Source organism: Rhizobium sp. RU20A (genome assembly GCF_900155885.1).
Taxonomy (GTDB): Bacteria; Pseudomonadota; Alphaproteobacteria; order Rhizobiales; family Rhizobiaceae; genus RU20A.
On sequence record NZ_FTMB01000011.1, the window covers coordinates 1 to 24,542 of the forward strand.

General features: G+C 63.6%; 22 protein-coding genes. 21 read left to right on the forward strand and 1 reads right to left on the reverse strand.

Features of this window, described 5'->3' with window-relative positions; genetic code table 11:
• The 8 genes from F3H41_RS18890 to F3H41_RS18925 all read left to right on the forward strand — a co-directional run.
• Window positions 1-936, forward strand: a 936-nt coding sequence (locus tag F3H41_RS18890) for an ABC transporter ATP-binding protein (protein ID WP_149740249.1), incomplete at its 5' end; no start/stop codon positions are given.
• A gap of 28 nt (window positions 937-964) precedes the next feature.
• Complete coding sequence (locus F3H41_RS18895) at window positions 965-1,855, forward strand: dihydrodipicolinate synthase family protein (protein WP_149740250.1); 891 nt, start codon at window positions 965-967, stop codon at window positions 1,853-1,855.
• A 427-nt stretch (window positions 1,856-2,282) separates the two neighbouring features.
• On the forward strand, window positions 2,283-2,384 hold the full coding sequence (gene kdpF / locus F3H41_RS18900) for a K(+)-transporting ATPase subunit F (RefSeq protein WP_210246679.1): 102 nt from the start codon (window positions 2,283-2,285) through the stop codon (window positions 2,382-2,384).
• A gap of 14 nt (window positions 2,385-2,398) precedes the next feature.
• Entirely contained in the window at window positions 2,399-4,108 is a 1,710-nt protein-coding gene (kdpA, locus tag F3H41_RS18905; RefSeq protein ID WP_149740251.1) for a potassium-transporting ATPase subunit KdpA, read from the forward strand.
• Window positions 4,109-4,118: 10 nt separating this feature from the next.
• Window positions 4,119-6,155, forward strand: coding sequence for a potassium-transporting ATPase subunit KdpB (kdpB, locus tag F3H41_RS18910; RefSeq protein WP_149740252.1), 2,037 nt, complete (start codon window positions 4,119-4,121; stop codon window positions 6,153-6,155).
• 2 nt (window positions 6,156-6,157) lie between these two features.
• Window positions 6,158-6,727, forward strand: coding sequence for a potassium-transporting ATPase subunit KdpC (kdpC, locus tag F3H41_RS18915; protein WP_149740253.1), 570 nt, complete (start codon window positions 6,158-6,160; stop codon window positions 6,725-6,727).
• Window positions 6,728-6,734: 7 nt separating this feature from the next.
• Entirely contained in the window at window positions 6,735-9,425 is a 2,691-nt protein-coding gene (locus F3H41_RS18920; protein ID WP_149740254.1) for a sensor histidine kinase KdpD, read from the forward strand.
• On the forward strand, window positions 9,422-10,111 hold the full coding sequence (locus F3H41_RS18925; protein WP_149740255.1) for a response regulator: 690 nt from the start codon (window positions 9,422-9,424) through the stop codon (window positions 10,109-10,111). Before F3H41_RS18920 ends, F3H41_RS18925 begins: the two co-directional genes overlap by 4 nt.
• A gap of 232 nt (window positions 10,112-10,343) precedes the next feature.
• On the opposite strand, the gene F3H41_RS18930 is transcribed toward F3H41_RS18925, so the two are convergent.
• Entirely contained in the window at window positions 10,344-11,423 is a 1,080-nt protein-coding gene (locus F3H41_RS18930) for a D-TA family PLP-dependent enzyme (protein ID WP_149740256.1), read from the reverse strand.
• A gap of 183 nt (window positions 11,424-11,606) precedes the next feature.
• Between F3H41_RS18930 and F3H41_RS18935 the strand changes: the two genes are divergently transcribed.
• The 13 genes from F3H41_RS18935 to F3H41_RS18995 all read left to right on the forward strand — a co-directional run bounded on the left by F3H41_RS18935 (window position 11,607) and on the right by F3H41_RS18995 (window position 24,422).
• Window positions 11,607-12,449, forward strand: a complete 843-nt coding sequence (locus tag F3H41_RS18935; protein WP_149740257.1) for a transporter substrate-binding domain-containing protein — start codon at window positions 11,607-11,609, stop codon at window positions 12,447-12,449.
• Between the two features lie 73 nt (window positions 12,450-12,522).
• A complete protein-coding gene (locus F3H41_RS18940; RefSeq protein ID WP_149740258.1) occupies window positions 12,523-13,185 on the forward strand; it encodes an amino acid ABC transporter permease in 663 nt (220 codons plus the stop codon).
• A 4-nt stretch (window positions 13,186-13,189) separates the two neighbouring features.
• Complete coding sequence (locus F3H41_RS18945; RefSeq protein ID WP_188129538.1) at window positions 13,190-13,855, forward strand: amino acid ABC transporter permease; 666 nt, start codon at window positions 13,190-13,192, stop codon at window positions 13,853-13,855.
• A gap of 11 nt (window positions 13,856-13,866) precedes the next feature.
• Entirely contained in the window at window positions 13,867-14,640 is a 774-nt protein-coding gene (locus tag F3H41_RS18950; protein WP_149740259.1) for an amino acid ABC transporter ATP-binding protein, read from the forward strand.
• A gap of 19 nt (window positions 14,641-14,659) precedes the next feature.
• Window positions 14,660-15,049: a RidA family protein gene (locus tag F3H41_RS18955; RefSeq protein WP_149740260.1), complete on the forward strand. Its 390-nt coding sequence runs from the start codon at window positions 14,660-14,662 to the stop codon at window positions 15,047-15,049.
• A gap of 17 nt (window positions 15,050-15,066) precedes the next feature.
• On the forward strand, window positions 15,067-15,873 hold the full coding sequence (locus F3H41_RS18960) for an IclR family transcriptional regulator (RefSeq protein ID WP_149740261.1): 807 nt from the start codon (window positions 15,067-15,069) through the stop codon (window positions 15,871-15,873).
• An 871-nt stretch (window positions 15,874-16,744) separates the two neighbouring features.
• Entirely contained in the window at window positions 16,745-18,424 is a 1,680-nt protein-coding gene (locus tag F3H41_RS18965) for an extracellular solute-binding protein (RefSeq protein WP_188129539.1), read from the forward strand.
• 113 nt (window positions 18,425-18,537) lie between these two features.
• Entirely contained in the window at window positions 18,538-19,536 is a 999-nt protein-coding gene (locus F3H41_RS18970) for a sugar ABC transporter permease (protein WP_149740263.1), read from the forward strand.
• Between the two features lie 6 nt (window positions 19,537-19,542).
• Window positions 19,543-20,421 carry a carbohydrate ABC transporter permease gene (locus tag F3H41_RS18975; RefSeq protein WP_149740264.1) on the forward strand — a complete coding sequence of 293 codons (879 nt, stop codon included), beginning with the start codon at window positions 19,543-19,545 and terminating at the stop codon, window positions 20,419-20,421.
• Between the two features lie 58 nt (window positions 20,422-20,479).
• Entirely contained in the window at window positions 20,480-21,574 is a 1,095-nt protein-coding gene (locus F3H41_RS18980; protein WP_188129540.1) for an ABC transporter ATP-binding protein, read from the forward strand.
• Window positions 21,561-22,193: a hypothetical protein gene (locus F3H41_RS18985; protein ID WP_149740265.1), complete on the forward strand. Its 633-nt coding sequence runs from the start codon at window positions 21,561-21,563 to the stop codon at window positions 22,191-22,193. Before F3H41_RS18980 ends, F3H41_RS18985 begins: the two co-directional genes overlap by 14 nt.
• Window positions 22,194-22,278: 85 nt before the next feature.
• Window positions 22,279-23,844 (forward strand): FGGY family carbohydrate kinase, encoded by a 1,566-nt coding sequence (locus tag F3H41_RS18990; protein WP_188129541.1) that lies wholly within the window; start codon window positions 22,279-22,281, stop codon window positions 23,842-23,844.
• A gap of 26 nt (window positions 23,845-23,870) precedes the next feature.
• Complete coding sequence (locus tag F3H41_RS18995) at window positions 23,871-24,422, forward strand: VOC family protein (protein ID WP_149740267.1); 552 nt, start codon at window positions 23,871-23,873, stop codon at window positions 24,420-24,422.
• Window positions 24,423-24,542 lie beyond the last annotated feature (120 nt).

Below are 24,542 nucleotides of genomic sequence, written 5' to 3' on the forward strand. Positions count from 1 at the left end.
ATGGAAAAGGGCGTGCTGGTCGAGCAGGGCACGGTGCGGGAGGTCTACAAGAACCCGCAGCATCCCTATACGAAGAAGCTGATTGCCGCCGCCCCCGGCAAGGGCGAGATGCACGCGCCGCTTGCCGGCACCGAGCCGGTGCTGCGCGTGCGCGACGTGCGCAAGAGCTATGGTGCCTTCCAGGCGCTGAAGGGCATCAGCTTCGATCTCATGGCCGGGGAAACCATGGCCGTGGTCGGCGAGAGCGGGTCGGGCAAATCGACGCTCGCCCGCATCCTGCTGCGCCTTGATGAGCCGGATTCCGGTTCCGCGCTGTGGAAGGGCAGGGACCTCTTCACCCTTTCGCCGGCGGATCTCTACAAGCTGCGCCGCGATCTGCAGATGGTGTTTCAGGACCCGACCCAGTCGCTCAATCCGCGCATGACGGTCTATCAGCTGATCTCGGAAGCCTGGGTCATCCATCCCGACATTCTGCCCAAGGCGAAGTGGCGGGCGCGGGTGGCCGAGCTCCTGACGCAGGTGGGCCTTGGGCCCGAGCATATGGGCCGCCATCCCCACCAGTTTTCGGGCGGACAACGCCAGCGCATCGCCATTGCCCGGGCTCTGGCGCTTGAGCCGAAGCTGATCATCTGCGACGAGGCGGTCTCCGCGCTTGACGTCTCCGTACAGGCGCAGGTCATCGCTCTCCTCGACAGGCTCAGGCAGGAGATGGGCATCGCCTTCATCTTCATCGCCCACGACCTGCCTGTCGTGCGCGACTTTGCCGACCACGTGATGGTGATGCAAAGGGGCGAGGTGGTGGAGCTCGGTACGGTGCGCGAGATCTTCGAGACTCCGAAACAAGCCTATACGCAGGCGCTGCTCGCCGCCGGGCTCGATCCCGACCCGGACGTGCAGGCGCGCCATCGCGCCGAGCGGCTGGCCCGCGCCCCCTGATCCCGCAGCTTTACCGGAGTACCAGACCATGTCGAAAAAGGCCTTCGTCGCCCTCGTCACGTGCTTTCATGAGGACGAGACGATCAATTACGACGCCACACGCGCACAGGTCCGCCGCCAGGTGGCCGCTGGCAACAACATCATGTGTGCCGGCACCAACGGCGATTTCACCGCCCTCACCTTCGAGGAAAAGGTGAAGCTGGCCGAGGTTGTCGTCGAAGAGGTCGGCGGCAAGGTCGACGTCATCGTCAATGCCGGCATGCCTGCGACCTTCGAGACCATCAAGCTGGCGAAGGAATTCGACCGCATCGGCGTCACGGCGATCGCCGTCATCACGCCCTTCTTCATCGCCTGCACCCAGGATGGTCTCATCCGGCATTTCTCGACGGTCGCCGATGCGGTCAGGACGCCGATCTATCTCTACGATATCCCCGCCCGCACCCAGAACCATATCGAGCCGGAAACGGCCCGCAAGCTGGCCGCCCATGGCAATATCGCCGGGATCAAGGACAGCGGCGGCGCGAAGGAAACGCTGGAGGCCTATCTCGCGGTCTCCCGTGACATGCCCGGTTTTGACGTCTATTCCGGCCCCGACCACCTCGTGTTGTGGGCCTTGCAGAATGGCGCGGCCGGCTGCATTTCCGGTCTCGGCAATGCCCTTCCGGAGGTGCTGGCCGGCATTCTCAGGGGCTACAACGACGGCGACATTGCCGAAGCCGAGCGGCAGCAGGCCATCTTCACCGCCTTCCGCACGGATCTCTACGCGCTGGGCTTTGCGCCCGCCATGGTCAAGCGGTCGCTCTTCCTGCAGGACCCTTCCGTGGGTGCGAGCCGCCAGCCGGCCCTGCTTCCCGATCCCGAGCAGGATGAGAAGATCGCTGCCATCCTGAAGCGCTTCGGCCTCGCCGCCAACGGGTAACCGCTGCCCGGCCAGCCATGGCGCGCCTTGCACGGGATCGGCCCGGTTCGATCCTTTCGAAGGTCATGGAGAACTTGCGCTCCCGTGCGCCCGTCAAAGTCCTGATTCGGATCGCCCTCAGCGCGATGGATCAAACCCCGCGCCCGCCTGCCCGCTCACCGGCCTGTCCGTCCCCCTGTCGAGCGGCGCCAGAGATAAGGCCGCCAGCGCGGCCGCTCGCCTGGCGGTCATCCCTGGCCATCCGCCTGCGCCTTTATATTTTCTTTACGTCGGCCCCGGACCTTCCCAATCGAAGCCTGATCCGGTCTGGTCCTAATCCTTCTCCTCTACCAACAGGAGACACGGATATGTCCGACCTCATTTTCATTGCGCTTGGCTCCGGCACGCTTTTCGTGCTCGCCCTTTATGCCCGCGCGCTCGACCGGCTGTGAGGGCAACGCCCATGCTGGAACCCCTTTTCGGCCTCGCCGTCGCCCTTGCCCTCGGCGTCTATCTCGTCGTGACGCTGCTGCGTCCCGAACGTTTCTGATCGGGAGCAGGTTCATGACAACAGTCGGATGGCTGCAGATCAGCCTTCTCTTCCTCGCCGTGCTTCTCGTCATCAAGCCCCTCGGCCTTTACATGGCGCGGGTGTTTTCCGGCGAGCGGACCTTCTTGTCTCCCGTGCTCGCGCGCCTCGAGCGGGATCTTTACCGCGTCAGCGGCATCAATCCCCAGAAGGAGCAGAGCTGGCTCGGCTATACGCTCGCCATGCTCGCCTTTTCGCTTGCCGGCTTCCTCGCGCTGTATGCCATGCTGCGGCTGCAGGCCTTTCTGCCGCTCAACCCTCAGGGCTTTGCCGGGATGGCACCGGACCTTGCCTTCAACACGGCGGTGTCCTTCGTCACCAACACCAACTGGCAGAACTATGCCGGCGAAGCGACCCTCAGCCATTTCTCCCAGATGGCGGGCCTGACCGTGCAGAACTTCCTGTCGGCCGCGACCGGCATGGCACTCGCCGTCGCCGTCACCCGCGCGCTGGCCCGTTCCAAGGTCGCAACGCTCGGCAATTTCTGGGTTGATATGACCCGGGCGACGCTCTACGTGCTCCTGCCGCTTGCCATCCTCGTGGCGCTTGCCTTCGTCGCCATGGGCCTGCCGCAGACGCTCGACGCCTCGGTCACGGCAACGACCCTTGAAGGGTCGAAACAGGTGATCGCGCTTGGGCCCGTCGCATCCCAAGAAGCGATCAAGCAGCTCGGCACCAATGGTGGCGGCTTCTTCAACGTCAATGCGGCACACCCGTTCGAAAATCCGACGGCCTGGTCGAACTACCTCAACATCTTCGCCATGCTGTCGATTTCGGCATCGCTCGTCTATACGTTCGGCCAGATTGTCGGAAACCGCCGGCAGGGCTGGGCCCTGATTGCGGCCATGGCGGTCCTGCTGATCTCGGGCGTTGCCGTTACCTACTGGGCGGAAGCCCAGGGCAATACCATCCTCACGGCGATCGGCGTCGACCCGGCCCTTGGCAATATGGAAGGCAAGGAGGTCCGCTTCGGCCAGGCCATGACGGCACTCTATGCGGCCGTCACGACCGGCCTTTCGGATGGCGGCGTCAATGGCATGCATGGCTCGCTGACGGGCCTTGGCGGTCTCGTGCCGATGTTCCTGATCCAGCTCGGCGAAGTGCTGCCGGGTGGTGTCGGTTCGGGCCTTTACGGCATGCTGGTCTTCGCGATCCTCGCCGTCTTCGTCGCCGGACTCATGGTGGGCCGCACGCCGGAGTTCCTCGGCAAGAGGATCGAGGGCCGCGAGATGGCGTTTGCAATGCTCGCCGTGCTCATCCTGCCGCTGGTCATCCTCGGCTTCACGGCCGTCTCCGCCACGCTGCCCTTTGCCGTGGCAAGCATCGGCACGGCCGGGCCGCATGGCCTGTCGGAAATTCTCTATGCCTATACCTCGGCGGCCGGCAACAACGGCTCGGCCTTTGGCGGGCTCTCCGGCAACACGGTCTGGTACAACACCACGCTCGGCATCGCCATGCTGCTCGGCCGCTTCGCCTATGTCGTGCCGGTCATGGCGATTGCCGGATCGCTCGCCGCCAAGGTGAAGTCGCCGGCTTCTGCCGGCACCTTCCCGACCGACGGCCCGCTCTTCGTCGGCCTGCTCGTCGGCATCATCCTCATTCTCGGCGGCCTTCAATTCCTGCCCGCGCTGGTGCTCGGCCCCGTCGTCGAACACTTCGCCATGCTCGCCGGCCAGACCTTTTAGGGACCTTTCCATGTCAAAAGACCAAAAAGCATCCGGTCTTCTCGACCCTTCGATCCTGTTTCCGGCGATGCGCGATGCCGTCGTCAAGCTCGATCCGCGAAAGCTGTTGCGCAACCCGGTCATCTTCGTGACGGAGATCGTGGCCATCGTCGTGACGATCCTCTTCATCCGCGACCTCGTCTCCAATCCCGGCACGGCCGGTTTCTCCGGTCAGATTGCCGCCTGGCTGTGGTTCACCGTGCTCTTCGCCACCTTCGCCGAGGCCGTGGCAGAGGGGCGGGGGCGTGCGCAGGCCGACAGCCTGAAGAAGACCAAGTCCGAACTCGTCGCCCGCCGGCTTGGGTACAACGGCAAGACGGAGACCATCCCGGCCTCCAGCCTCAAGGTGGGAGACATCGTTCTCGTCGCGGCCGGCGAATTGATCCCCGGCGATGGCGAGGTGATCGAGGGTGTCGCCTCGGTGAACGAAAGCGCGATCACCGGCGAATCCGCGCCTGTCATCCGTGAATCCGGCGGCGACCGTTCGGCCGTTACGGGCGGCACGCAGGTGCTTTCCGACGAGATCAGGATCAGGATCACCGTCCAGCCCGGCTCCTCCTTCGTGGACCGCATGATCGCCCTCATCGAAGGCGCACAGCGGCAGAAGACGCCGAACGAGATCGCCCTGTCGATCCTGCTCTCCGGCCTGACGCTGATCTTCCTCTTCGTCTGCGTCGCCATCTGGGGCTTGGCCGGCTATTCCGGCACGGTGCTCTCGGTGACGGTGCTGGCGGCCCTGCTCGTCACGCTGATTCCGACGACGATCGGCGGCCTGCTTTCGGCCATCGGCATCGCCGGCATGGACCGTCTGGTGCGCTTCAACGTCATCGCCACCTCCGGCCGTGCGGTCGAAGCGGCCGGCGACGTCGATACGCTGCTGCTCGACAAGACGGGCACCATCACCTTCGGCAACCGCATGGCCAGTGACTTCCTCGCCGCGCCCGGCGTCACCCCGGCGGAACTGGCGGAAGCTGCGCTCCTCGCGTCGCTGTCGGACGAAACGCCGGAGGGCCGTTCGGTCGTGGCGCTCGCGACCGGTGAATTCGGTGTGCCGATGCCGAAAGCCGCCTTCGATGCCGTCATCAGCTTCACCGCCGAAACGCGCCTCTCTGGCGTTGATATCGGCCAACGCCGCCTGCGCAAGGGCGCCGTCGACGCGGTCCTGAAGTTCGCCGGTCTCAACGATCAGGATGCGCCGGCCGAATTCCGCCGCGCCGTCGACCAGGTCGCCCGCACCGGCGGTACGCCGCTCGGCGTTGCCGATGGCGACCGCCTGCTCGGCGTCATTCACCTCAAGGACGTCGTCAAGCCCGGCATCAAGGACCGCTTCGCGGCGCTGCGCGCCATGGGCATCCGCACGGTGATGGTCACCGGCGACAATCCGGTGACGGCCGCCGCCATCGCCTCGGAGGCGGGCGTGGATGATTTCCTCGCCCAGGCAACCCCGGAAGACAAGCTCGCCTATATCCGCCGCGAGCAGCAGGGCGGCCGCCTGATCGCCATGTGCGGTGACGGCACCAATGATGCGCCGGCGCTGGCCCAGGCCGATGTCGGCGTCGCCATGCAGACCGGGACCCAGGCCGCCCGCGAGGCCGCCAACATGGTGGACCTCGATTCCAGCCCCACCAAGCTCATCGAGATCGTCGAAATCGGCAAGCAGCTCCTGATGACGCGGGGCTCGCTGACGACCTTCTCGATCGCCAACGATGTCGCCAAATACTTCGCCATCATCCCGGCCCTGTTCGTCGCGACCTATCCGGCCCTTGAAGCGCTCAACATCATGGGTCTTGCCTCGCCCCAATCGGCCATTCTCTCGGCCGTCATCTTCAACGCGCTGATCATCGTGGCCCTGATCCCGCTGGCCTTGAAGGGCGTGGCCTATCGCCCTGCCGGCGCCGCCTCGCTGCTGCGCCGCAACCTTCTCGTCTACGGCGTCGGCGGCCTGATCCTGCCCTTTGCCGGCATCAAGCTCATCGACATCGCCGTCAGCGCTCTTCATCTGGTGTAATCATGCTCAACCACGTCAGACCCGCCCTTACTCTGGTCGTTCTTCTCACCCTCCTCACAGGGCTCGCCTTCCCGCTCGGCATCACCGGCATCGCCCAGGCTGTCATGCCCTCCAAGGCGGATGGCAGCCGGATCGAACGCGACGGCATGGTGGTCGGCTCAAGCCTGATCGGCCAGAATTTCACCTCCGACCGTTATTTCTGGCCGCGCCCCTCGGCGACGGGGCCGCAGGCCTACAACGCTGCGGCCTCGTCCGGCTCAAACCTCGGCCCGACATCGGCCAAGCTCAAGGAGCGTGTCGTCGGCGACGTCGAGAGGCTGAAGCAGACCGGGATCGCCGCACCCGTTCCGGCCGATGCCGTCACCACCTCCGGCTCGGGCCTCGACCCGCATATCTCGCCCGCCTTTGCAAAAGCGCAGGTGATTCGCGTCGCAAAGGCGAGGGGGCTACCGCCCGCTGTCGTCGCCGATCTCGTCGCCCGGTCGGTCCACAAACCCGCCTTCGGCCTTATCGGCGAGGCAAGGGTCAATGTGCTAGAGCTCAATCTGGCGCTCGACGCGCTGAAGATGTGAGAGCGTGATGGCGGATGACGACCGCAGGGGCGAGGCTCGCCCCGACCCCGATGCACTGCTTGCCCTGGCGGACAAGGACCGCCGGGGCAAGCTGACCGTCTTCCTGGGCGCCGCGCCCGGCGTCGGCAAGACCTATGCGATGCTGTCGCGCGCCCGGCGCTTGAGGGCGGACGGGGTGGATCTCGTCATCGGGCTTGTGGAAACCCATGGCCGCAGCGAAACGGCGGCCCTGCTCGACGGGCTGGAACTGCTGCCGCGCCGGAGGGTTGCCCATCGCGGGCGCATGCTCGAGGAGTTCGACCTCGACGCCGCGCTGGCGCGGCGTCCGCGCATCGTCATCGTCGATGAACTCGCCCATTCCAATCCGCAGGACAGCCGCCATCCCAAGCGCTACCAGGACATTGAGGAACTGATCGCGGCCGGCATCGACGTGTGGACGGCGCTCAACATCCAGCATCTCGAAAGCCTGGCCGATCTCGTCGCCCAGATCACCGGCGTCACCGTGCGCGAGCGGGTGCCCGATATCGTCCTCAAACGCGCCGACGACGTGCTGCTCGTCGATCTCTCGCCCTCCGAGCTGATCGAGCGGCTAAAGGAGGGCAAGGTCTACCTGCCCGAAAGCGCCAGCCGCGCCGTCGACCGCTTCTTCCGCCTCGGCAATCTGACGGCGCTTCGCGAACTGGCGCTGCGCCGCACCGCCGACCGTGTCGACGACCAGATGGTCGATTATCTCAAGCAGAACGCCATTGACGGCCCCTGGGCGACGGGCGAGCGGCTTTTGGTCTGCGTCGGCTCGGACCCGCTGTCGGAAAAGGTCGTGCGCGTCGCAAGCCGGCTGGCCTCCGGCCTCAATGCCCCCCTGCTGGTGGTGTCGATCGAGCGAGCGGACCGGGAGGTCGAAACGCCCGAGCGTCTGCAACGCATCGAGACGCTCTTCCGCCTTGCCGAACAGCTCGGCGCCGAAACGCGCCGGATCATCGGCAATGATTTCGTCTCGGAGATCCTGAAGCTCGCGCGGCGCGAGCACGTCACCCAGATCATCATCGGTGCCCGCAAGCCCAGGCCCTGGTGGCGGTTTGCCGCGCGGTCTCTGCCTGATGCACTGGCGCGCGAGGCATCGGGCCTCGGCATCTACATCGTCACGCCGGACAGCCCCTCGCCCGAGCGGGCGGACAGGCGGTTCGAGGTGCCGGCGGCTGCCGCGCTCCGGCACTCTGCCGTCACCGCGATGGGTTTCGTTGCCCTGACCGCCCTCATCGGCAAGGCGATCGATGCCTTCGTCCAGTTGCCGAACATCTCTCTGCTCTTTCTGCTCGCGGTCCTCGGTGCCTCCGTGGTCGGCGGCTATGCCGCCGCATTCCTGGCCGCCATCCTCTCGGCGCTCGCCTACAACTTCTTCTTTATCGACCCCCGCCACACCTTTACGATTGCCGCCCCCCACGAGGTCTTCGCGCTCTTCGTCTTCCTCGCGGTGGCCATTATTGCCGGGGGGCTCGCCTCGCGCATCCGCGAACAGGCAAAGGTCGCGCGCATCCGGGCGACCGCGTTGCAATCGCTCTATGATTTTTCCCGCAAGCTCGCGGGCACGGAAAAGGGCGATGACGCGATCTGGCTCGCCGTCTCGCAGTTGCAGGCAAGCCTCCGGCGCAAGATCGTGCTGCTCGTGCCGCGCAAGGGCGATCTCGACACGGTTGCCGCCTGGCCGCCGGACACCGAACTCGACGTGACCGACATGACGGCGGCCCGCTGGACGCATGACAGGCGGGAGGCGGCCGGCCACGGCACGGGCACGCTGCCCAACAGCCGTTTCGAGTTCCGCCCGCTGCTCGGTCCCCACGGCATTGTCGGCGTCTGCGGCATCGAGCATGCGGGCGACCGGCTCGACCTCAATGCCGAGCGTGCCCTGACAGCCATCCTCGACCAGACGGCGATTGCGCTCGACCGGGCGCGCCTTGCCGAGGAGACCGTCGAACAGGCGGCGCGCCTGGAGGGCGAACGCTATCGGGAAGCGCTGCTCTCCTCCATTTCCCACGATCTGCGCACACCGCTCGCGACGATCACGGGCGCGGTGACAGGACTGCGCCAACTCGGCGAACGCATGACGGCGGCAGAGCGCGACGACCTTCTCCAGTCGATCGAGGAGGAAAGCGGCCGCATGAGCCGCTTCGTCGCCAACCTGCTCGACATGACACGCATCGAGGCCGGCACGCTGAAACCCAAGCAGGATTGGGTGGATGTCGCCGACGTCGTGCAGTCCGCGGTCGAGCGCACGCGCAAATACGCGCCGGGGCGCCTGATCGAAACCGGCATCGCCGCTGACCTGCCGCTCATTCGGGGCGACAGCGTGCTGATCGGCCAGGTACTGTTCAACCTTCTGGACAATGCGGCAAAGTATGGCGGCGATGAAGCGATCAACGTCTATGCCCGCCGGGACGGCAAGGATGTGCTGATTTCGGTGACCGATCTCGGCCGGGGCATTCCGCCTGAGGATCTGGACCGGATCTTCGAAAAATTCTATCGCAGGGGCAAGCCGGACGGCCGGGCGCCGGGAACCGGCCTTGGCCTTTCCATTGCCCGCGGTTTTGTCGAGGCGATGGGCGGGCGGATCCATGCGGAGAGCCCGGCCGTCAAGAAGCGGGGAACGCGCATCGTCATGCGGTTTCCCGGAAGCGATGACGCAAGAGGCGATCTTTCATGAACCAGTCGCGTATCCTCGTGGTCGATGACGAGCCTCAGATCCAGCGCTTCCTGAAGCCGTCGCTGACGGCGGCGGGCTATGAGGTCGTTGAGGCAGAGACGGGCGCCGAAGCGCTGAAGGCCGTGGCCACCCGGGCGCCTGACCTCGTGATCCTCGATCTCGGCCTTCCCGACATGGACGGCAAGGAGGTCATCGCCAGCCTTCGCGGCTGGTCGGACATTCCGATCGTCATCCTCTCGGCCCGCGACCGCGAAAGCGAGAAGATCGCAGCCCTCGACCTCGGCGCCGACGACTATGTCGAAAAACCCTTCGGCATCGGGGAGTTGACCGCCCGTATCCGCACCGCCCTTCGCCATCGCGGTCGCCGCGACGCCGTCCCGAGCGTCATGGACGTGGAGGGGCTGACGATCGATCCCGTCAAGCGGCTCGTCTCGCGCGATGGCGAGACGGTTCACCTGACGCCGAAGGAATACGATCTGCTGCTCCTGCTTGCCCGCCACGCCGGCCGCGTCGTCACCCACCGCGCCCTGCTGACATCCGTCTGGGGACCCGCTCACGGCGACGACCTGCATTACCTGCGCGTCTTCATCGGCCAGTTGCGCCAGAAGATCGAACGCGATCCCACCCAGCCCCGGATCGTGCGCACGGAACCAGGCGTGGGCTATCGCATGGCGGAGCCGGAGTGACGTCCGGTCCGGGCGGGCCGGCCTGAAGCGCTGTGTCCGGGAACCGGCCGCAATGCATCTCGGCGCTGCCGTCACTGGTCAGCCGACCGAACTGGCCGACTGACGATGGCAGGATCGGATCCGGGGCTTCCCGTCCTTGCGATGAGGCCGCTGCCGGTCGCCCGTCATCGCCTGGTGCCGGTGTCCGTGTCGGTGTCCGTGTCGGTGATGGGGCGGCTTCGGTCTCACTGCCTCACGTGGTCCGGCCGCGCGCGACCACGCGGGTGGGGACGGGGGTCTTGTGGCCGGCGCCGACCAGCAGCAGGGTGTCGACGAGATTGGTGACGACGCAGGCATGGTTCGGCACGATGCGGACCTTGTCGCCAACGGCAAGGCCGATGGATCCGGAACTCACCAGGCGCCCGTGCTCTTCGGACAGCTGGTCGATGGCGATATCGTCGCGGCCGAGCACGTGCCCGTAGCCCTCAAGGCCGAGCAGGTCCGAGGTCAGGGCCTTGGAGCCGGCATCGATGATGGCGCGGTTTTCCGCCGGCACAGAAACGACGGTCGCCAGCACGGTGAGCGCACAATCATCCCAGCCGCAGACGCCGCGCGAGACGAGCGAGCGATCATTGTAGACATAGGTGCCCGGCCGGTATTCGCTGACCACGGGGGCATCCGCCGCCTGCATCATCGATGGCGTGCCGCCCGAGGTGATGACGGGAACGGCGATGTCGCGCGCCTCGATCAGCGCCTTGGCCTCGCTCATGAAGCGCTGCACGGCCGCCTCGCTGCCAGCCGGGGGATAGGTCATCAGACCACCGAAGACGAGGCCCGGCGCCGCATCGATAGAGGCGGCAAGGGCGTCAGCGGCTCGCGGATCGGCGACGCCGCAGCGGTGGGCGCCCGTATCGCACTCCACCAGTACGGCGAGCGGCTCGGCGGCGTCCCGGAAGGTGGCGGAAAGGCCATCCACCACCGCGCGGCTGTCGGCGACGACCGAGAGGCGGACCCTGAGGGCGAGGGCCTTGAGGCGCGCAAGCTTTTCCGCGCCGACGATGTTGTAGGTGATCAGCACGTCGGTAATGGCAGCGCTGCCGTGCACCATCGCTTCGGCCTCCGACACCTTCTGGCAGGTGATGCCGATCGCACCTGCGGCCTGCTGCATCTCGGCAAGGAGCGGCAGCTTGTGGGTCTTGATATGCGGGCGGACGCGCAATCCGTGCTCCGCTGCATAGGACTGGAATCGCTCGATATTCCGCTGGGCAATGTCGAGATCGACGAGGACGGCGGGTGTGTCGATCGCAGCGAGATCGTTGGGAATGTCGGGCATGAAAACCTCTTGAAGGGGGCGGATGCTGCATTGCCGAATAACGCGCCAGAGGGGGCGGCTGCACATTTCCTCGGCGAAGCCTATTGACAACTCATCCGCCATCCGACTTGATATGTCAATCCGGTAAAACAGACAAATGTCCGGTATATCGGATTTAACAAACGCTCGTTCTAGGGGAACGTCATGACCATTTCCTTCCGCGCCGGTGCGATGTCGCTGGTCGCCGCCACTTTCCTTTGCTCCGCCCCCGCCTTTGCCGATGGCAGCAAGCTCGATGAAGTCCTCGCCCGTGGCCATCTGGTGCTGGGCACCGGCAGCACCAACGCGCCCTGGCATTTCAAGAGCGCCGACGACAAGCTTCAGGGCTTTGACGTCGACATGGGCCGCATCGTCGCCAAGGCGCTTTTCGGCGATCCGGACAAGATCGAATATGTCAACCAGTCCTCGGATGCGCGCATCCCGAACATCACGACCGACAAGGTCGATCTGACCTGCCAGTTCATGACGGTCACCGGTGAACGCGCCCAGCAGATCGCCTTCACCATTCCCTACTATCGCGAAGGCGTCGGCCTGATGCTGAAGGCGGACGGCAAGTATGCCGACTATGCCGCGCTGAAGGCTGCCGGCTCGTCCGTCACCATCTCGGTTCTGCAGAACGTCTACGCCGAAGACATGGTCCATGCCGCCTTGCCGGAAGCCACGGTCGACCAATATGAATCCGTCGACATGATCTATCAGGCGCTGGAATCCGGCCGTGCCGACGCGGCGGCCACCGACCAGTCGTCGCTCGCCTGGTACATGACCCAGAACCAGGGACGCTACAAGGACGCCGGCTATGGCTGGAATCCGCAGACCTATGCCTGCGGCGTCAAGCGCGGCGACCAGGACTGGCTGAACTTCGTCAACACCGCCCTTCACGAAGCCATGACCGGCGTCGAGTTCGACTTCTACGCAAAGTCCTACAAGACATGGTTCGGCAAGGACCTTGCTCCGCCGCAGATCGGCTTCCCGGTCGAGTACAAGTAAGGCGAAGCCTCCGACATCGTGACGAGGGCCAGCCCCTCGTCACCTCTTCCATCCTTCATGGCAGGACACCCACGTGGGTTACACGCTCAATTTCGCCGCCGTCTGGCGCAGCTTCGACCAGCTTCTCGAAGGTCTGATGCTCAGCCTCGGCCTTGCCGTCGTCGCAATCCTGATCGGCGCGCTGATCGGCCTGCTGGTCGCCTTCGCGCTGATTGCCAGGTCGGGCTGGGCGCGTCGCCCGGCGGCCGCCTACGTCACCGTCATCCGCAATCTGCCGATCCTTGTCCTTGTGCTCTTCGCCTATTTCGCGCTGCCGCAGATGGGCGTCCGGCTCGGCAAGATCGAAAGTTTCGTGGCCGTGCTGGCGATCTATTCGGGCGCCTACCTTGCGGAAGTCTTTCGCGCCGGACTCCTGTCGATCCCGAGGGGCCTGACCGAAGCGGGCCTTGCCATCGGCCTGACGCCGATGCAGATCCGCACCTCGATCATCGCACCGCTGATGTTTCGCAACGTGCTGCCGTCGCTGTCCTCGACGATCATCTCCCTGTTCAAGGATACCTCGCTCGCCGCCGCGATCGCCGTGCCGGAACTGACCTTCGAGGCCCGCAAGATCAATGTCGAAAGCTTCCGCGTCATCGAGACGTGGATTGTCGCCTCCGGTCTTTACGTGGCCACCTGCTCCCTGATCGCGGCCCTGATGCGGTTCGCCGAACGCCGCCTTGCCGTTCCGAGATGATGTCATGATGGATCTTTCCGCTTTCCTCGAGCAGCTCTGGCTCGCCCGCCTCGTCATCCTGAAGGGCCTCGGCGTCACCGTGTCGATCTCGCTGCTGGCGATCCTGTTCGGCTCGGTCCTCGGCGTTGTGGTCGGCCTGTCGCTGGTCTACGGCAATCGCGCGCTGCGCTTCGTGGTGCGCGCCTATACCGATTTCGTGCGCGGCACGCCGGTGCTCGTGCTGGTTCTGGCAAGCTACTATGTCCTCTCCACCATCGGCATCGAGCTCGGGCCGTTCCAGGCCGGCGTCCTGGCGCTTGCGGTGTTCTGCTCCTCCCATGTCGGCGAGATCGTGCGCGGCGGGCTTCAGGCCATTCCCAATGGCCAGACCGAGGCCGCCAAGGCGATCGGCCTCACCTTTGGCCAGACCTTTGCCTATGTGCTGTGGCCGCAGGCGCTGCGGCAGTTCCTGCCGGCCTGGGTCAATACGGCCGCCGAAATGGTCAAGGCCTCGACGCTCCTGTCGGTGATCGGCGTCGCCGAGCTGCTGTTGCGCACGCAGGAGATCATCTCCCGCAACTTCATGAGCCTGCAATTCTATTTCTTCGCCGGCCTTCTCTACTTCGTCATCAATTACGCCATCGAGCGCTTCGGCAAATATGTCGAGCGCAAGACTGCCGTTCCCGCCTGAGGCTGCCTTTCATGAGCAAGATACTTCTCGAAATCCAGGGATTGCGGAAGCAGTACGGCACGCTGGAGGTGCTGAAGGGCGTCGACTGCACCATGCGCGAGGGGGAGGTGATCTCGATCATCGGCTCCTCCGGTTCCGGCAAGACGACCATGCTGCGCTGCATCAACATGCTGGAAGAGTTCCAGGGCGGGCACATCAGGCTCGCCGGCGAGGAGATCGGCTATGATCATGCCGGCGCCACCCGCAAGCGTAAAAGCGAAAAGGACATCGCCCGCCAGCGCGCCATGACCGGCATGGCCTTCCAGCAGTTCAACCTCTTTCCGCACATGACCGCGTTGCAGAACGTGATGCTCGGCCTTCTCAAGGTGAAGAAGATGCCGCGCGACGAGGCCCATGCGATCGCCGAAAAATGGCTTGACCGCGTCGGTCTTGCCGGTCGCGGCGGGCATTATCCCGGCCAGCTTTCGGGCGGCCAGCAGCAGCGCGTGGCGATCGCCCGCGCCATTGCCATGGCGCCGCAGCTGATGCTGTTCGACGAGGTGACCTCGGCGCTCGATCCCGAACTGGTCGGCGAGGTGCTGCAGGTCATCAAGGGACTGGCGGCGGCCGACGGCATGAGCATGCTGCTCGTCACCCACGAAATGCGCTTCGCCTATGACGTGTCGACCCGCGTGATCTTCATGAACCAGGGCGTCATCTGCGAGGAGGGCGACCCCAAGGAGATGTTCGTCAACCCGAAGACGGAACGGCTTGCCGAATTTCTGAAGACATCCAGCTTTACCTGAGAAGAAAAGAGAGACTGCAATGACTATCAAGCGTTATGGCGCCGGTGAAACCGGTGCCGGCGGCCAGCCCTTGCCCTTTGCCCGCGCCGTGGAAGCCAATGGCTGGCTGCACGTTTCCGGCCAGGTGCCGATGGAGAAGGGCGAGATCGTGCGTGGCGGCATCGTTTCGGAAAGCCGCAAGGCGATCGAGAACCTGATTGCCATCCTGCATGAGGCCGGTTACGGCATCGAGGACGTGGTCCGCGTCGGCGTTTGGCTGGACGATCCCCGGGACTTCTGGAGCTTCAACGGCGTCTATGCCGAGTATTTCGGCCAGAACCCGCCCGCCCGTGCTTGTGTTCAGTCGCGCATGATGGTCGATTGCAAGGTCGAAGTGGACTGCATCGCATACCGCGCGGATCGCGCCTGAAGGAACGGGAGAAGAGGATGGCCGAGGGGTCAGGCGACAGCGTCGCGCGCCGCACACGGGGACTGGACCGCGCCTTCGAGATCCTCGAATTCCTGCGCGTCAAACGCCAGCCGATGCGGCCGAACGAGATCGCGTCGGAAATCGGTGCGCCCCGTTCCTCGGTCTACGAGCTCGTCAACCTGCTCATCAGCCACGGCATGCTGGACTACCAGGGAGGTGACGGCCGGGTGTTTCTCGGCCGCCGCCTCTATTTCCTCGGCACAGCCTATGCCGAACAGTTCGACCTGATGCGTGAATGCGACCGCATGCTGGTGCGGCTGGCGGAAGAGACCCGCGAGACCGCGCAGATGTGCCTGTTGGAAGGGCGCAAATACACCGTGGCGATGATGCGCGAGGGCATCCGGCCGTTCCGCATCTCCGCCAATGTCGGCGAACTCGTGCCGATCCCATGGACGGCCTCGGGCCGCCTGCTCGTTTCGCACCTCACCGACCAGGAAATCCTCGATCTCATTCCGGAAGAGGACTTCGTGCGCCCCAATGGCGCGCTTTTCCCGCCGGCCGATTTCATCGCGCAGGTACGCCAGGCCGGCCGCGACGGCTATTTCACCTTCAACAGCGAAGTCGAGAATTTCACCCACTGTTTCGCCGTGCCGATCCATCAGGCCGACGGCGCCTGCATCGCAACGCTGTGCCTCGTCGCGCCGCGGGAGGATGGCTTGCGCAACCGCGAGACCTATCTGCAGGCGCTCAGCACCGCCGCCGGCGAGATTTCCGAGAAGCTCGGCTTTCACACCGACCGGACGAAACGCTCCGCGGCCGGCTGAACCGGCAGCCCTCAACCAGCCGAAAAGCATGGTGCATGCCGAGGTGCACAGCAGGCTCTTGTCCGTCGTCGCCATGGGCGGCGGTCCGCCGAGCCTTGACATGGCCGGCATGTCCTTCGCGCGCGACATGCTTCAGATCACGGCGGGTTGCAATGTGTTCCATAATTCCGGTTACCCCGCAAGTCGTTGTACCCGCAAAGTTAGAATGTCCTGTTTCTGCAAAGTTGGAATGCGGCTCTCCGATCGGCTGGTCGAGCGCCACGGGCGCCTGTGATCCATAATCGCGAACGCAGCAAGGCACCGTTGCGAATGCCAACGGAGGCGTGAAAATATCTTTCAAGGGATCCGCCCCACTCCGGGCGGTTGCCGACGCGGGCCGGATCGCGATCGGTATTCGGCTGACCGCCAGTTTCTGCGACACGTATTCCGCCCGCAGAACCTCGGCAGACCTCGTCCGGAACACGCTGCTCCTCAGGCGAGATATGCCGGTGCGCTCCAAGCCCGCCAGCACTTTGCGCTTCGGGATGAACGCAATTGGTCTCCGGCGAGCGCGGCGCTGTTCATCCGCATGTGCTCTTGCTGGCATGTAACCGCAATTTATAGCCCCCCTCAGCATTGGTCTGCGCCGTGAACTTCTGCCGCTAGGGTGGGCGTATGTGGGTTGATCCTCGACAGTATTTTGGAAATTTTCTTATCGTCGCCGAAGGTCCGGCTACCCCGCTGAATCTGAGCTGCCGAAACAAGTCCATTGATCGTGTTGTGAAAATTTTTTCTTGGAATGGCCGACGTTTATTTTAGAGAGACATACTATCATATTGAAATAGTTAAGATTGTAAACCTGCTCTCGGCTGGTTCTCTTGATGGAGCCATCATGATCAAGAATGTAGAAAATAATTTACAAGATCTATGTTCAAGGCTAGGCTCTTCATCGTTGCTTAACGGCGACGGATCTGGGGGACGTAGAGGAGACGGCGCTCGGATCGTGAAAGAGAAGGCTGCAAGGCAGCCACTGGGAGGAGACCCTATGTTTCACAAGCCAAAGAATGCGTTGTACAAGACTGTCAGTCGCCGCCGGTTCCTGGAGCTGGGCGGCTATGGTGCGGCCGCCCTCGGGGTCGGATCGCTTGCCGTCGGCATGAATTCCACGATCATGGCGACACGTGTTCAGGCGGCCTCGTCTGAAGACGCAAAGTGGAAGCAGTTTGCGGGGTCCAAGCTGACCTTCCTTTCGGAGAACACGCCGCCGTCTTTTGCCATACGTGACAACATCAAAGCGTTTTACGATCTGACGGGTATCGAGGTCGAAGTCCTGACGGACGACCTTCCCGTCGTCCAGCAGAAGGTCGGCATCGACGTGCGTGCCGGGAAAGCGGACTACGTCCTCAACTATGTCCAGGACAAGCCGATCGGTTCGCCCTTTGCTGATTTCTATGCCGATATGACGCCCATGTTCGGCGACGAAACACTGCCGCAGGATCCCGAAGGTTACGGCGATGGGTCGTGGGTTGAAAACTTCCTGAATGCGTGCGGTCGCTTCTACAGTGCCGAAAAGGTCATTGCCCTTCCCTACGATGCGGCCATTCCCGTCACATTCTACCGTCAGGATCTTTTCGAAAAGCATACAAAGGAATTCGAGGCCGAATACGGTCGTCGCCTGGAATTCACGCCCGACACGACGTGGAAGCATGTCCTGGAAATCGCGACCTTCTTCAAGAAGCTCAAAGAAGGTGGCGCGGACGTTCCCTACGGCTATGCGCAGCACCAGGGATCCTTTGCCTGGACAACGCAGCTCGACATTCAGCGCCTGATGTTCTCGCACGGCCGCTGGACTGACTTCAATGTCGACGACAAACTTGGCAGCAAGACGCCCGGAAAGACCAATTGGGGCGACGAGCAGTCCATTTTCATGCTGGAGCAGTTCAAGGCCCTGGCGGACGTGTCGCATCCCGACAACCTCGCCAACGGTACTCTGGAACTCAATACGGTCTACCAGTCCGGCAATATTGCCATGCAGGTGCAGTATCACGAGTTCGCTGCCTCCGTTGAAGACGAAAAGACGTCGCGTGCGGCCGGCGGCAAAACCGCTTACGCCTATTGCCCGAAGGGCGAAGCAAGCTGGATCAAGAATGGCGGCGAGGCTGTCAACGGCACGAACTGCGGCATCGGCGGCATTGGCATCAACAAGAACGCGTCCGAGCAGTTGCAGCGCGCAGCCTACCTCTTTGCGATCTGGTCGACCTCCAAGCAGCTCCAGTTCGACGTTCTCAAGGGTCTCGGTGGTACGCCGACCCGCAAGTCCGTGCTGGAAATGCCCGAAGTTGTCGAAGCCAAAAAGCGGCCAAGCAAGATGCCGAATGCCCTGACCTTCGACGTTGCCTACGGCATCGGGATCCAGGACCCGAACTTCGTGCTCGGTCCGAAAATCCCGGAAGCCAACGAGTATCACTCGCTCGTCGCGTCCGAGACCCAGCGCATGCTGACCGGTGAAATGTCGCCGGCCGAGACAGCGGAGTCGCTGAAGTCGCAGATCGACGAGCTGAACGGCGCCTGATCCCCATCTCCGTGACCGGAGCCAGCGGTTGGCAGACGCGACCGCTGGCCCATCCATCCGAACAACGCCTTTTTGCGCGTGATGCGCGAAATGGCGCCGGCGAGAGCGTTTTCATGACCGATCTAACTGAGAAATCCCCCGCACTGCAGGATGTCGCGGCAAAGCTTTTCCGGGCGCGCTCCCACTCCATCGAGGTCGAAGCCAGACCACGCACGGAAGTCCTGGAGAAACCGCTGACGTTCAACCCGCCTGCACCGAAACGCTACTACTTTTACCTGATGGCGCCGGCAATTGCGGTTCTCGCTTTCATATCGCTCTATCCATTCTTCTGGCTGATCTTTCTATCGCTGCAAGACGTCGATATCGGCGGCGGCGAATGGGTGGGCTTCGACAACTATATCCGGCTGTTCAGCGACTCGCGCTTTATCAACGGCTGGACGCTCCTGTTGAAGTACAGCGTGATCTGCCTGACGCTGCAGCTGTCGATCGGCGTGCTGCTGGCCGTCGTGGTCAACAATTCGCGGTACGAGCGCTTCCTCGTGACCGCGCTCCTCATGCCCATGATGATGGCACCGGCTGTCGCGGGACTGCTCTGGCTGTTCCTCTACAATGGCACCTTCGGCTGGTATCACTGGCTGATGCAGAGCGTCGGCATCCTTGACAGTGCCTCGATCCTGGCGCGGGCTGACACGGCCCTTCTGGCCGTCATCATCGTCGATGTCTGGCAGTGGACGCCGCTGATCACGCTGATCGCACTTGCCGGGCTGAAGCGCGTGCCGCGCGATCAGTTGGAGGCCAACATGGTCGATGGCGCCTCGCCCATGCGCAATTTCTTCTCGATCACGCTGCCGAACCTTTATCCGGTGCTCCTGATCGCCGTGCTGCTGCGCTTCATGGACAATTTCCGCTTCATCGACAGCCTGCTGGTGCTGACAGGCGGCGGCCCGGGCAGCGCGACGAAGATCCTGCCTGTCTATCTCTTCGAGGTGGCCTTCAAGTTCTTCAAGCTTGGCCGTGGCGCTGCCATCGCGCTCACCCTGCTGCTCGTCACCATCATCCTGGGCAAGATCCTTGTCCGCGTCTTCGAAAACCCCAAAGCCGGCCGGAGCTGAACGATCATGGCATCTCGCGACGTCGTCACCTACGAAACGCCCCTGACAAAGCTCATCCGCGTCCTCTCTGTTGTCTTTCTGGCACTTTACCTTGTCTGGACGCTGCTGCCGTTCTTCATCATGTTCATCTCCTCGTTCAAGGATCTTCTGGCGGCTTTCAAACTTCCGGCGGTCGGCGACTGGTCGGATATCGGGGTGTTCTTCGACTTCACCCCGACGCTCAAGCATTATCGCAGCCTTTTCGAGGACAATGCGTTCGGCACATACACCATGAACAGCCTGATTGCGGCGGGCGGTTCGGCCGTGATCTCGGTGATTTTCGGCTCGCTTGCGGCCTACTCGCTGTCGCGGGTCAATTTCCGCGGCAAGTCGGACCTGTTCTTCTGGATCATCTCGACCCGCATGGCGCCTGTGGTCGCCGTGATGGTGCCGCTCTACTCGATCTTCCGGTCGCTGGATCTGGTCGGCACGCTGCCGGGCCTGATCCTCGCCTACACCACCTTCAACCTGCCCTTCGCCATCTGGATCCTCAAGGGCTTCTTCGACAACGTGCCTTACGCGATCGAGGAAGCGCAGATGGTCGATGGCGCGACTCGCTTCCAGGCCTTCCGCTCGATCTTGCCGCTGGTGGCACCGGGTATCGGCGCCTTCATCGTGCTCTGCATCCTGTTTGCGTGGAACGACTTCCTGTTTGCCGCCATCATCGGCTCGGGCGGTGCCAAGACCCTGCCGGTCGCAACGCGCGAACTGGTGCAGCCGCAGAACATCCAGTGGGGCGCGATCATGGCCGCCGGCGTGATCACGACGCTTCCCATGATGGCGCTCGGGCTCGTCATCCGCAAATACCTCGTCACCGGCCTCACCATGGGCGCCGTCAAGGAATGAAAATGTCGGCCGCCTGTCGCGGGAGAGCGGGCGTGCCACATCCATCGGGAGAACTGAAATGGCTTCTGTGAATATCCGAAACGTCTGGAAGTACTACGGCGACATGCCGGCGGTGAAGAACTTGAACATCACCTGCCCCGACGGCAGCTTCGTCTCCATTCTCGGCCCGTCGGGCTGCGGCAAGTCCTCGACCATGCGCATGATTGCCGGCCTCGAGCACATCAGCGCGGGCGACATCCACTTCGATGACCTTCGGATCAATGATCTCGCGCCGAAGGATCGCGATGTGGCGATGGTCTTCGAGAACTATGCGCTCTATCCGCACAAGTCGGTTTACGAGAACATCGCAAACCCGCTGCGCCTGCGCGGTGCAACCGATGCAACGATCCGCGAACGCGTCAATGGCGCTGCCAAGCTGCTGGAGATCGCCCACCTGCTGGAACGCCGCCCGCATGAGCTGTCCGGCGGCCAGAAGCAACGCGTTGCCATCGGCCGCGCCATCGTGCGCGAACCGAAGCTGTTCCTCTTCGACGAGCCGATCGCCCACCTTGATGCCAAGCTCAGGGCGCATATGCGTGGCGAAATCAAACATCTCCAGCGCACGCTGGGCACGACGATGATCTACGTGACCCATGACCAGTTGGAAGCCCTTTCGATGGCCGACTACATCGCGGTCATGCATGACGGCGAACTGCAGCAGTGGGGTACACCGTCCGAGATCTTCAATAACCCGGTCAATGCCTGGGTTGCCGGTTTCGTCGGGGAGCCGGCGATGAATTTCCTGACCTGCGACATCGTCGCGGCCGGCTCCGATGTCAGCCTGCGGCACGCCAACTTCGACCTTCCGCTTCTGTCCAGCCAGATCACTCAGCTCAACGGTTCATCGAAGGGTGGAGCGGCGCGCATGGGCGTGCGGCCGGACGCGCTTTCCATCAGCATGGAAAAGCCGGAGGACAGGGCCATTCGCGGCCAGATCTTCGTCAACGAACTGCTGGGCGGCGATATGCTGGTCGATGTCTCGCTTGACGACTGCCGCATCCGCGTCAAGACGACGCCGGACTTTGCCGGCAAGCCGGGCGAGACCTGCTACGTCACGGTCAATCGCAGCAAGTGGCACGTCTTCGATGCCAAGGATGGCCATGCCTACTTCTGATGCAGCACACGAGGCCGCGTACCGCGCGGCAATCCGGGACTTCGTCGATTGCCACGTGCCCGCGCGCGGCACCCTCGGCGTCGTCCAGGCATACCGCGCGGTGCAGGCCTTCCCCTACCGGTCGGTTGCCGACCGCCGGCCGCTGACGGCACTGCGCAACAAGGAGGGTGCCTGCACGGCCAAGCACATGGTTCTACGCGATGTGCTGCGTGCCATTGGCGAAACGGCGGTGGTGGAGATCGTGGAAGGGGATTTTGCCTCGGGCTTGCCGGTGCATGACAGCATGAGCCCGGCGCTTCAGGCAATGATCCGGGAGGGCGGGGTAACGGACATGCACTGCCGCGTTCGGCTCGGCGATCCACAGGCGGGTTCCGTGCGTCACCTCGATGCCACCTTCCCGCCGGCGCTCGTGCGTTTCGGCTTTACCGTCGATCGGGACTGGTGGGGCGATGGCGACACGGCGCAGGCGATCCCGAAGGTCACCGTACGCTCGCAGGATGAGGACGTGCTGGCCGAAAAGGAGCGGCTGCTTTCGTATCTCGATGAAGACACCACCGCGCGGCGGAAGGAATTCCTGCGTTTGCTGACGGAATGGCTGGCAAGCGTCGACATGCACTAGCCCGGTAGTTGCCGGGCACTGCGAAAACAGTGACATGCGGTTCACGGCGGGAGGCCGGAGACCGCCAGGGAGGAGCAAGGAAAACATGTCGTCTGCGGCAAAGAGGGTTTTCGTCGGTATTGACGCCGGAACGACCGGTTGCATGGTCATCATCTTCGATGAGAAGGGCAATGCTGTCGGGCAGGGCTATCAGGAATATACGTGTTCGTCGCCGCAGCCCGGCTGGATCGAACAGGATCTGGATGAGGTGTGGGACGGCATTTGCGCAGCGACACGGCAAGCCGTTGCGAAGGCAGACCTGCCCAAAGACGCCTACCATTCGGTCGGCCTTTCCAGCCAGCGCGGCACCTTCGGGATCGTGGACGCCAACCGCGTGCCGCTGATGAATTCTCTCGTATGGAACTGCGGTCGCGCGCTGAAGAGCGTGGAAGCGATCAGCGCCGCCTTCGGTGCGGACGAGCATCAGGACCATACGGGTATGGCGATCAGTCCGCTCTGGGCATCGGCAAAGATTATCTGGCTGCGCGAAAACCGGCCGGATCTGTTTGAAAAGACCCGGTGGTTCGTCAATGGCCAAGAGTTCTTCCTCGCCCGCATGGGCGCGGATGACTGGGCGACCGACCCTGCTTCGCTGACGCTGAACGGCATGATGGACGTGTCGAAGCTCGACTGGAGCGACCGGATCCTCGACGTTTGCGGTATCGGCCGCGATCGCCTGCCGCCGGTATCGACGCCGGCAACCCGCGTCGGCCGCCTCTCTCGCGCTGCGGCGGAGGCGACCGGACTGCCGGAGGGCATGATCCTCTGCCGGGGCGCGGGTGACCAGCAATGCGCGGCCATCGGTGCCGGCGTGATCAAGCAGGGCATGGCCGAATTTACGGTCGGCACGTCCGGCGTCATGGTCGCGCACCTTGATGACGTCAGCAAGATCAAGGGCCGCAAGCTTTGGTGGGGCGGCCACGGCGTTCCTGGCGCCTGGGATATCGAGGGCGGCGCGTTTTCGCTTGGCGCCAGCCTGCGCTGGTGGCGCGACAAGCTCGGCCGTAACGAGTTGGACGAGAGCTCGCAGCGCGGGACAAGCCCCTACTCGATCATGGTCGAGCAGGCGACGCGCTCCAAGCCCGGCGCGAACGGTGCCATGTTCCACTCTTTCATGGCGAGCCAGGTGACTCCCTATTACGACGCCGTCGCGCGCGGCGGCTTCCTCGGCCTCGGCCTCTACCACGAACGCCATGACCTGATCCGCGCGCTGCTGGAAGGCTGCGCCCATGAAATGAAAATGGTATTCGACGCCTTCCAGTCCGACGTCGAGGGCGGGATCACGGATTTCCGCCTGACCGGAGGCGGCACGAAGTCGAACGGCTTCGCGCAGATCATGACCGACGTGATCGGCGTTCCGAGCACCGTCACGAAAGAGCGGGAATGCACCGCCCTCGGCGCCGCGATCCTCGGCGCCTATGGATCCGGCGCCTTTTCGAGCATCAACGAGGCGGTCGGCGCCATGGTTCAGGTGGAAAGCACCTTCGAACCTAACATGGGACTGCAGACCCTTTATGGCGAGCAGCACGCCATCTACCGCGGCATCTACGAGGCCATCGCCAAGTCCGGCCAATATGCCGCGCTCAGCGAATTCTCGCAGAAATACCAATAATCACGTGTGAGAGAGGAGACACGACAATGCCAATCCCGGGTATTCGCGGCATGGAGCACATCGGCTTCACCGTGCCTGACATCGACGAGGCCTGCGACTTCTTCGAAAAGATTCTCGGCGCAACGGTTCTCTATACGGCTGCCAAGGATTTCCGAGCCGACGGCACATGGATGTATGATCACCTGAACGTCGATCCGAGCTGCGTGATCAAGGAGTTCCGATACGTTCGTCTCGGCAACGGCACCAATCTCGAGATCTTCCAGTACGAGGCACCCGACCAGGCCAAGACGCCGCCGAAGAACAGCGACATCGGCGGTCACCACCTTGCCTTCTACGTTGACGACATGGATGCGGCTATCGCCTTCCTGAAGGCCAACGGCGTGAAGGTGCTGGGCGAACCAACCTCCTACACCGAGGGGCCGAATCTCGGCCTGACCTGGTGCTACTTTATGGCCCCCTGGGGGATGCAGCTGGAAGTCGTCTCCGCGCCGAAGGGCACGGTCTTCGACAATGAGGCCAAGGCTGCCGGCCGCATGCGCCTTTTCCACCCGGCCCACGTCGCCGAAACGGCCGTCTGACCTTTTCGGTCACCCGCAACAATCCTCCTCCGCCATGCTGGCGGAGGATAGGCCACGCGCATCGCCAACGGAGAGTGGCTGCCGTTCCCGTGCGCAGCAGATCGGGACAAGGAGACAGTA

Coding starts and splice junctions, on each gene's coding strand:
- F3H41_RS18955 (WP_149740260.1), top strand. CDS start 14,660: ATGACTATCAAGCGTTATGGCGCCGGTGAAACCGGTGCCGGCGGCCAG.
- kdpA (WP_149740251.1), top strand. CDS start 2,399: ATGACAACAGTCGGATGGCTGCAGATCAGCCTTCTCTTCCTCGCCGTG.
- F3H41_RS18950 (WP_149740259.1), top strand. CDS start 13,867: ATGAGCAAGATACTTCTCGAAATCCAGGGATTGCGGAAGCAGTACGGC.
- F3H41_RS18980 (WP_188129540.1), top strand. CDS start 20,480: ATGGCTTCTGTGAATATCCGAAACGTCTGGAAGTACTACGGCGACATG.
- F3H41_RS18945 (WP_188129538.1), top strand. CDS start 13,190: ATGATGGATCTTTCCGCTTTCCTCGAGCAGCTCTGGCTCGCCCGCCTC.
- kdpB (WP_149740252.1), top strand. CDS start 4,119: ATGTCAAAAGACCAAAAAGCATCCGGTCTTCTCGACCCTTCGATCCTG.
- kdpC (WP_149740253.1), top strand. CDS start 6,158: ATGCTCAACCACGTCAGACCCGCCCTTACTCTGGTCGTTCTTCTCACC.
- F3H41_RS18960 (WP_149740261.1), top strand. CDS start 15,067: ATGGCCGAGGGGTCAGGCGACAGCGTCGCGCGCCGCACACGGGGACTG.
- F3H41_RS18920 (WP_149740254.1), top strand. CDS start 6,735: ATGGCGGATGACGACCGCAGGGGCGAGGCTCGCCCCGACCCCGATGCA.
- F3H41_RS18990 (WP_188129541.1), top strand. CDS start 22,279: ATGTCGTCTGCGGCAAAGAGGGTTTTCGTCGGTATTGACGCCGGAACG.
- F3H41_RS18985 (WP_149740265.1), top strand. CDS start 21,561: ATGCCTACTTCTGATGCAGCACACGAGGCCGCGTACCGCGCGGCAATC.
- F3H41_RS18930 (WP_149740256.1), bottom strand. CDS start 11,423: ATGCCCGACATTCCCAACGATCTCGCTGCGATCGACACACCCGCCGTC.
- F3H41_RS18925 (WP_149740255.1), top strand. CDS start 9,422: ATGAACCAGTCGCGTATCCTCGTGGTCGATGACGAGCCTCAGATCCAG.
- F3H41_RS18895 (WP_149740250.1), top strand. CDS start 965: ATGTCGAAAAAGGCCTTCGTCGCCCTCGTCACGTGCTTTCATGAGGAC.
- F3H41_RS18970 (WP_149740263.1), top strand. CDS start 18,538: ATGACCGATCTAACTGAGAAATCCCCCGCACTGCAGGATGTCGCGGCA.
- F3H41_RS18935 (WP_149740257.1), top strand. CDS start 11,607: ATGACCATTTCCTTCCGCGCCGGTGCGATGTCGCTGGTCGCCGCCACT.
- F3H41_RS18965 (WP_188129539.1), top strand. CDS start 16,745: ATGATCAAGAATGTAGAAAATAATTTACAAGATCTATGTTCAAGGCTA.
- F3H41_RS18995 (WP_149740267.1), top strand. CDS start 23,871: ATGCCAATCCCGGGTATTCGCGGCATGGAGCACATCGGCTTCACCGTG.
- F3H41_RS18975 (WP_149740264.1), top strand. CDS start 19,543: ATGGCATCTCGCGACGTCGTCACCTACGAAACGCCCCTGACAAAGCTC.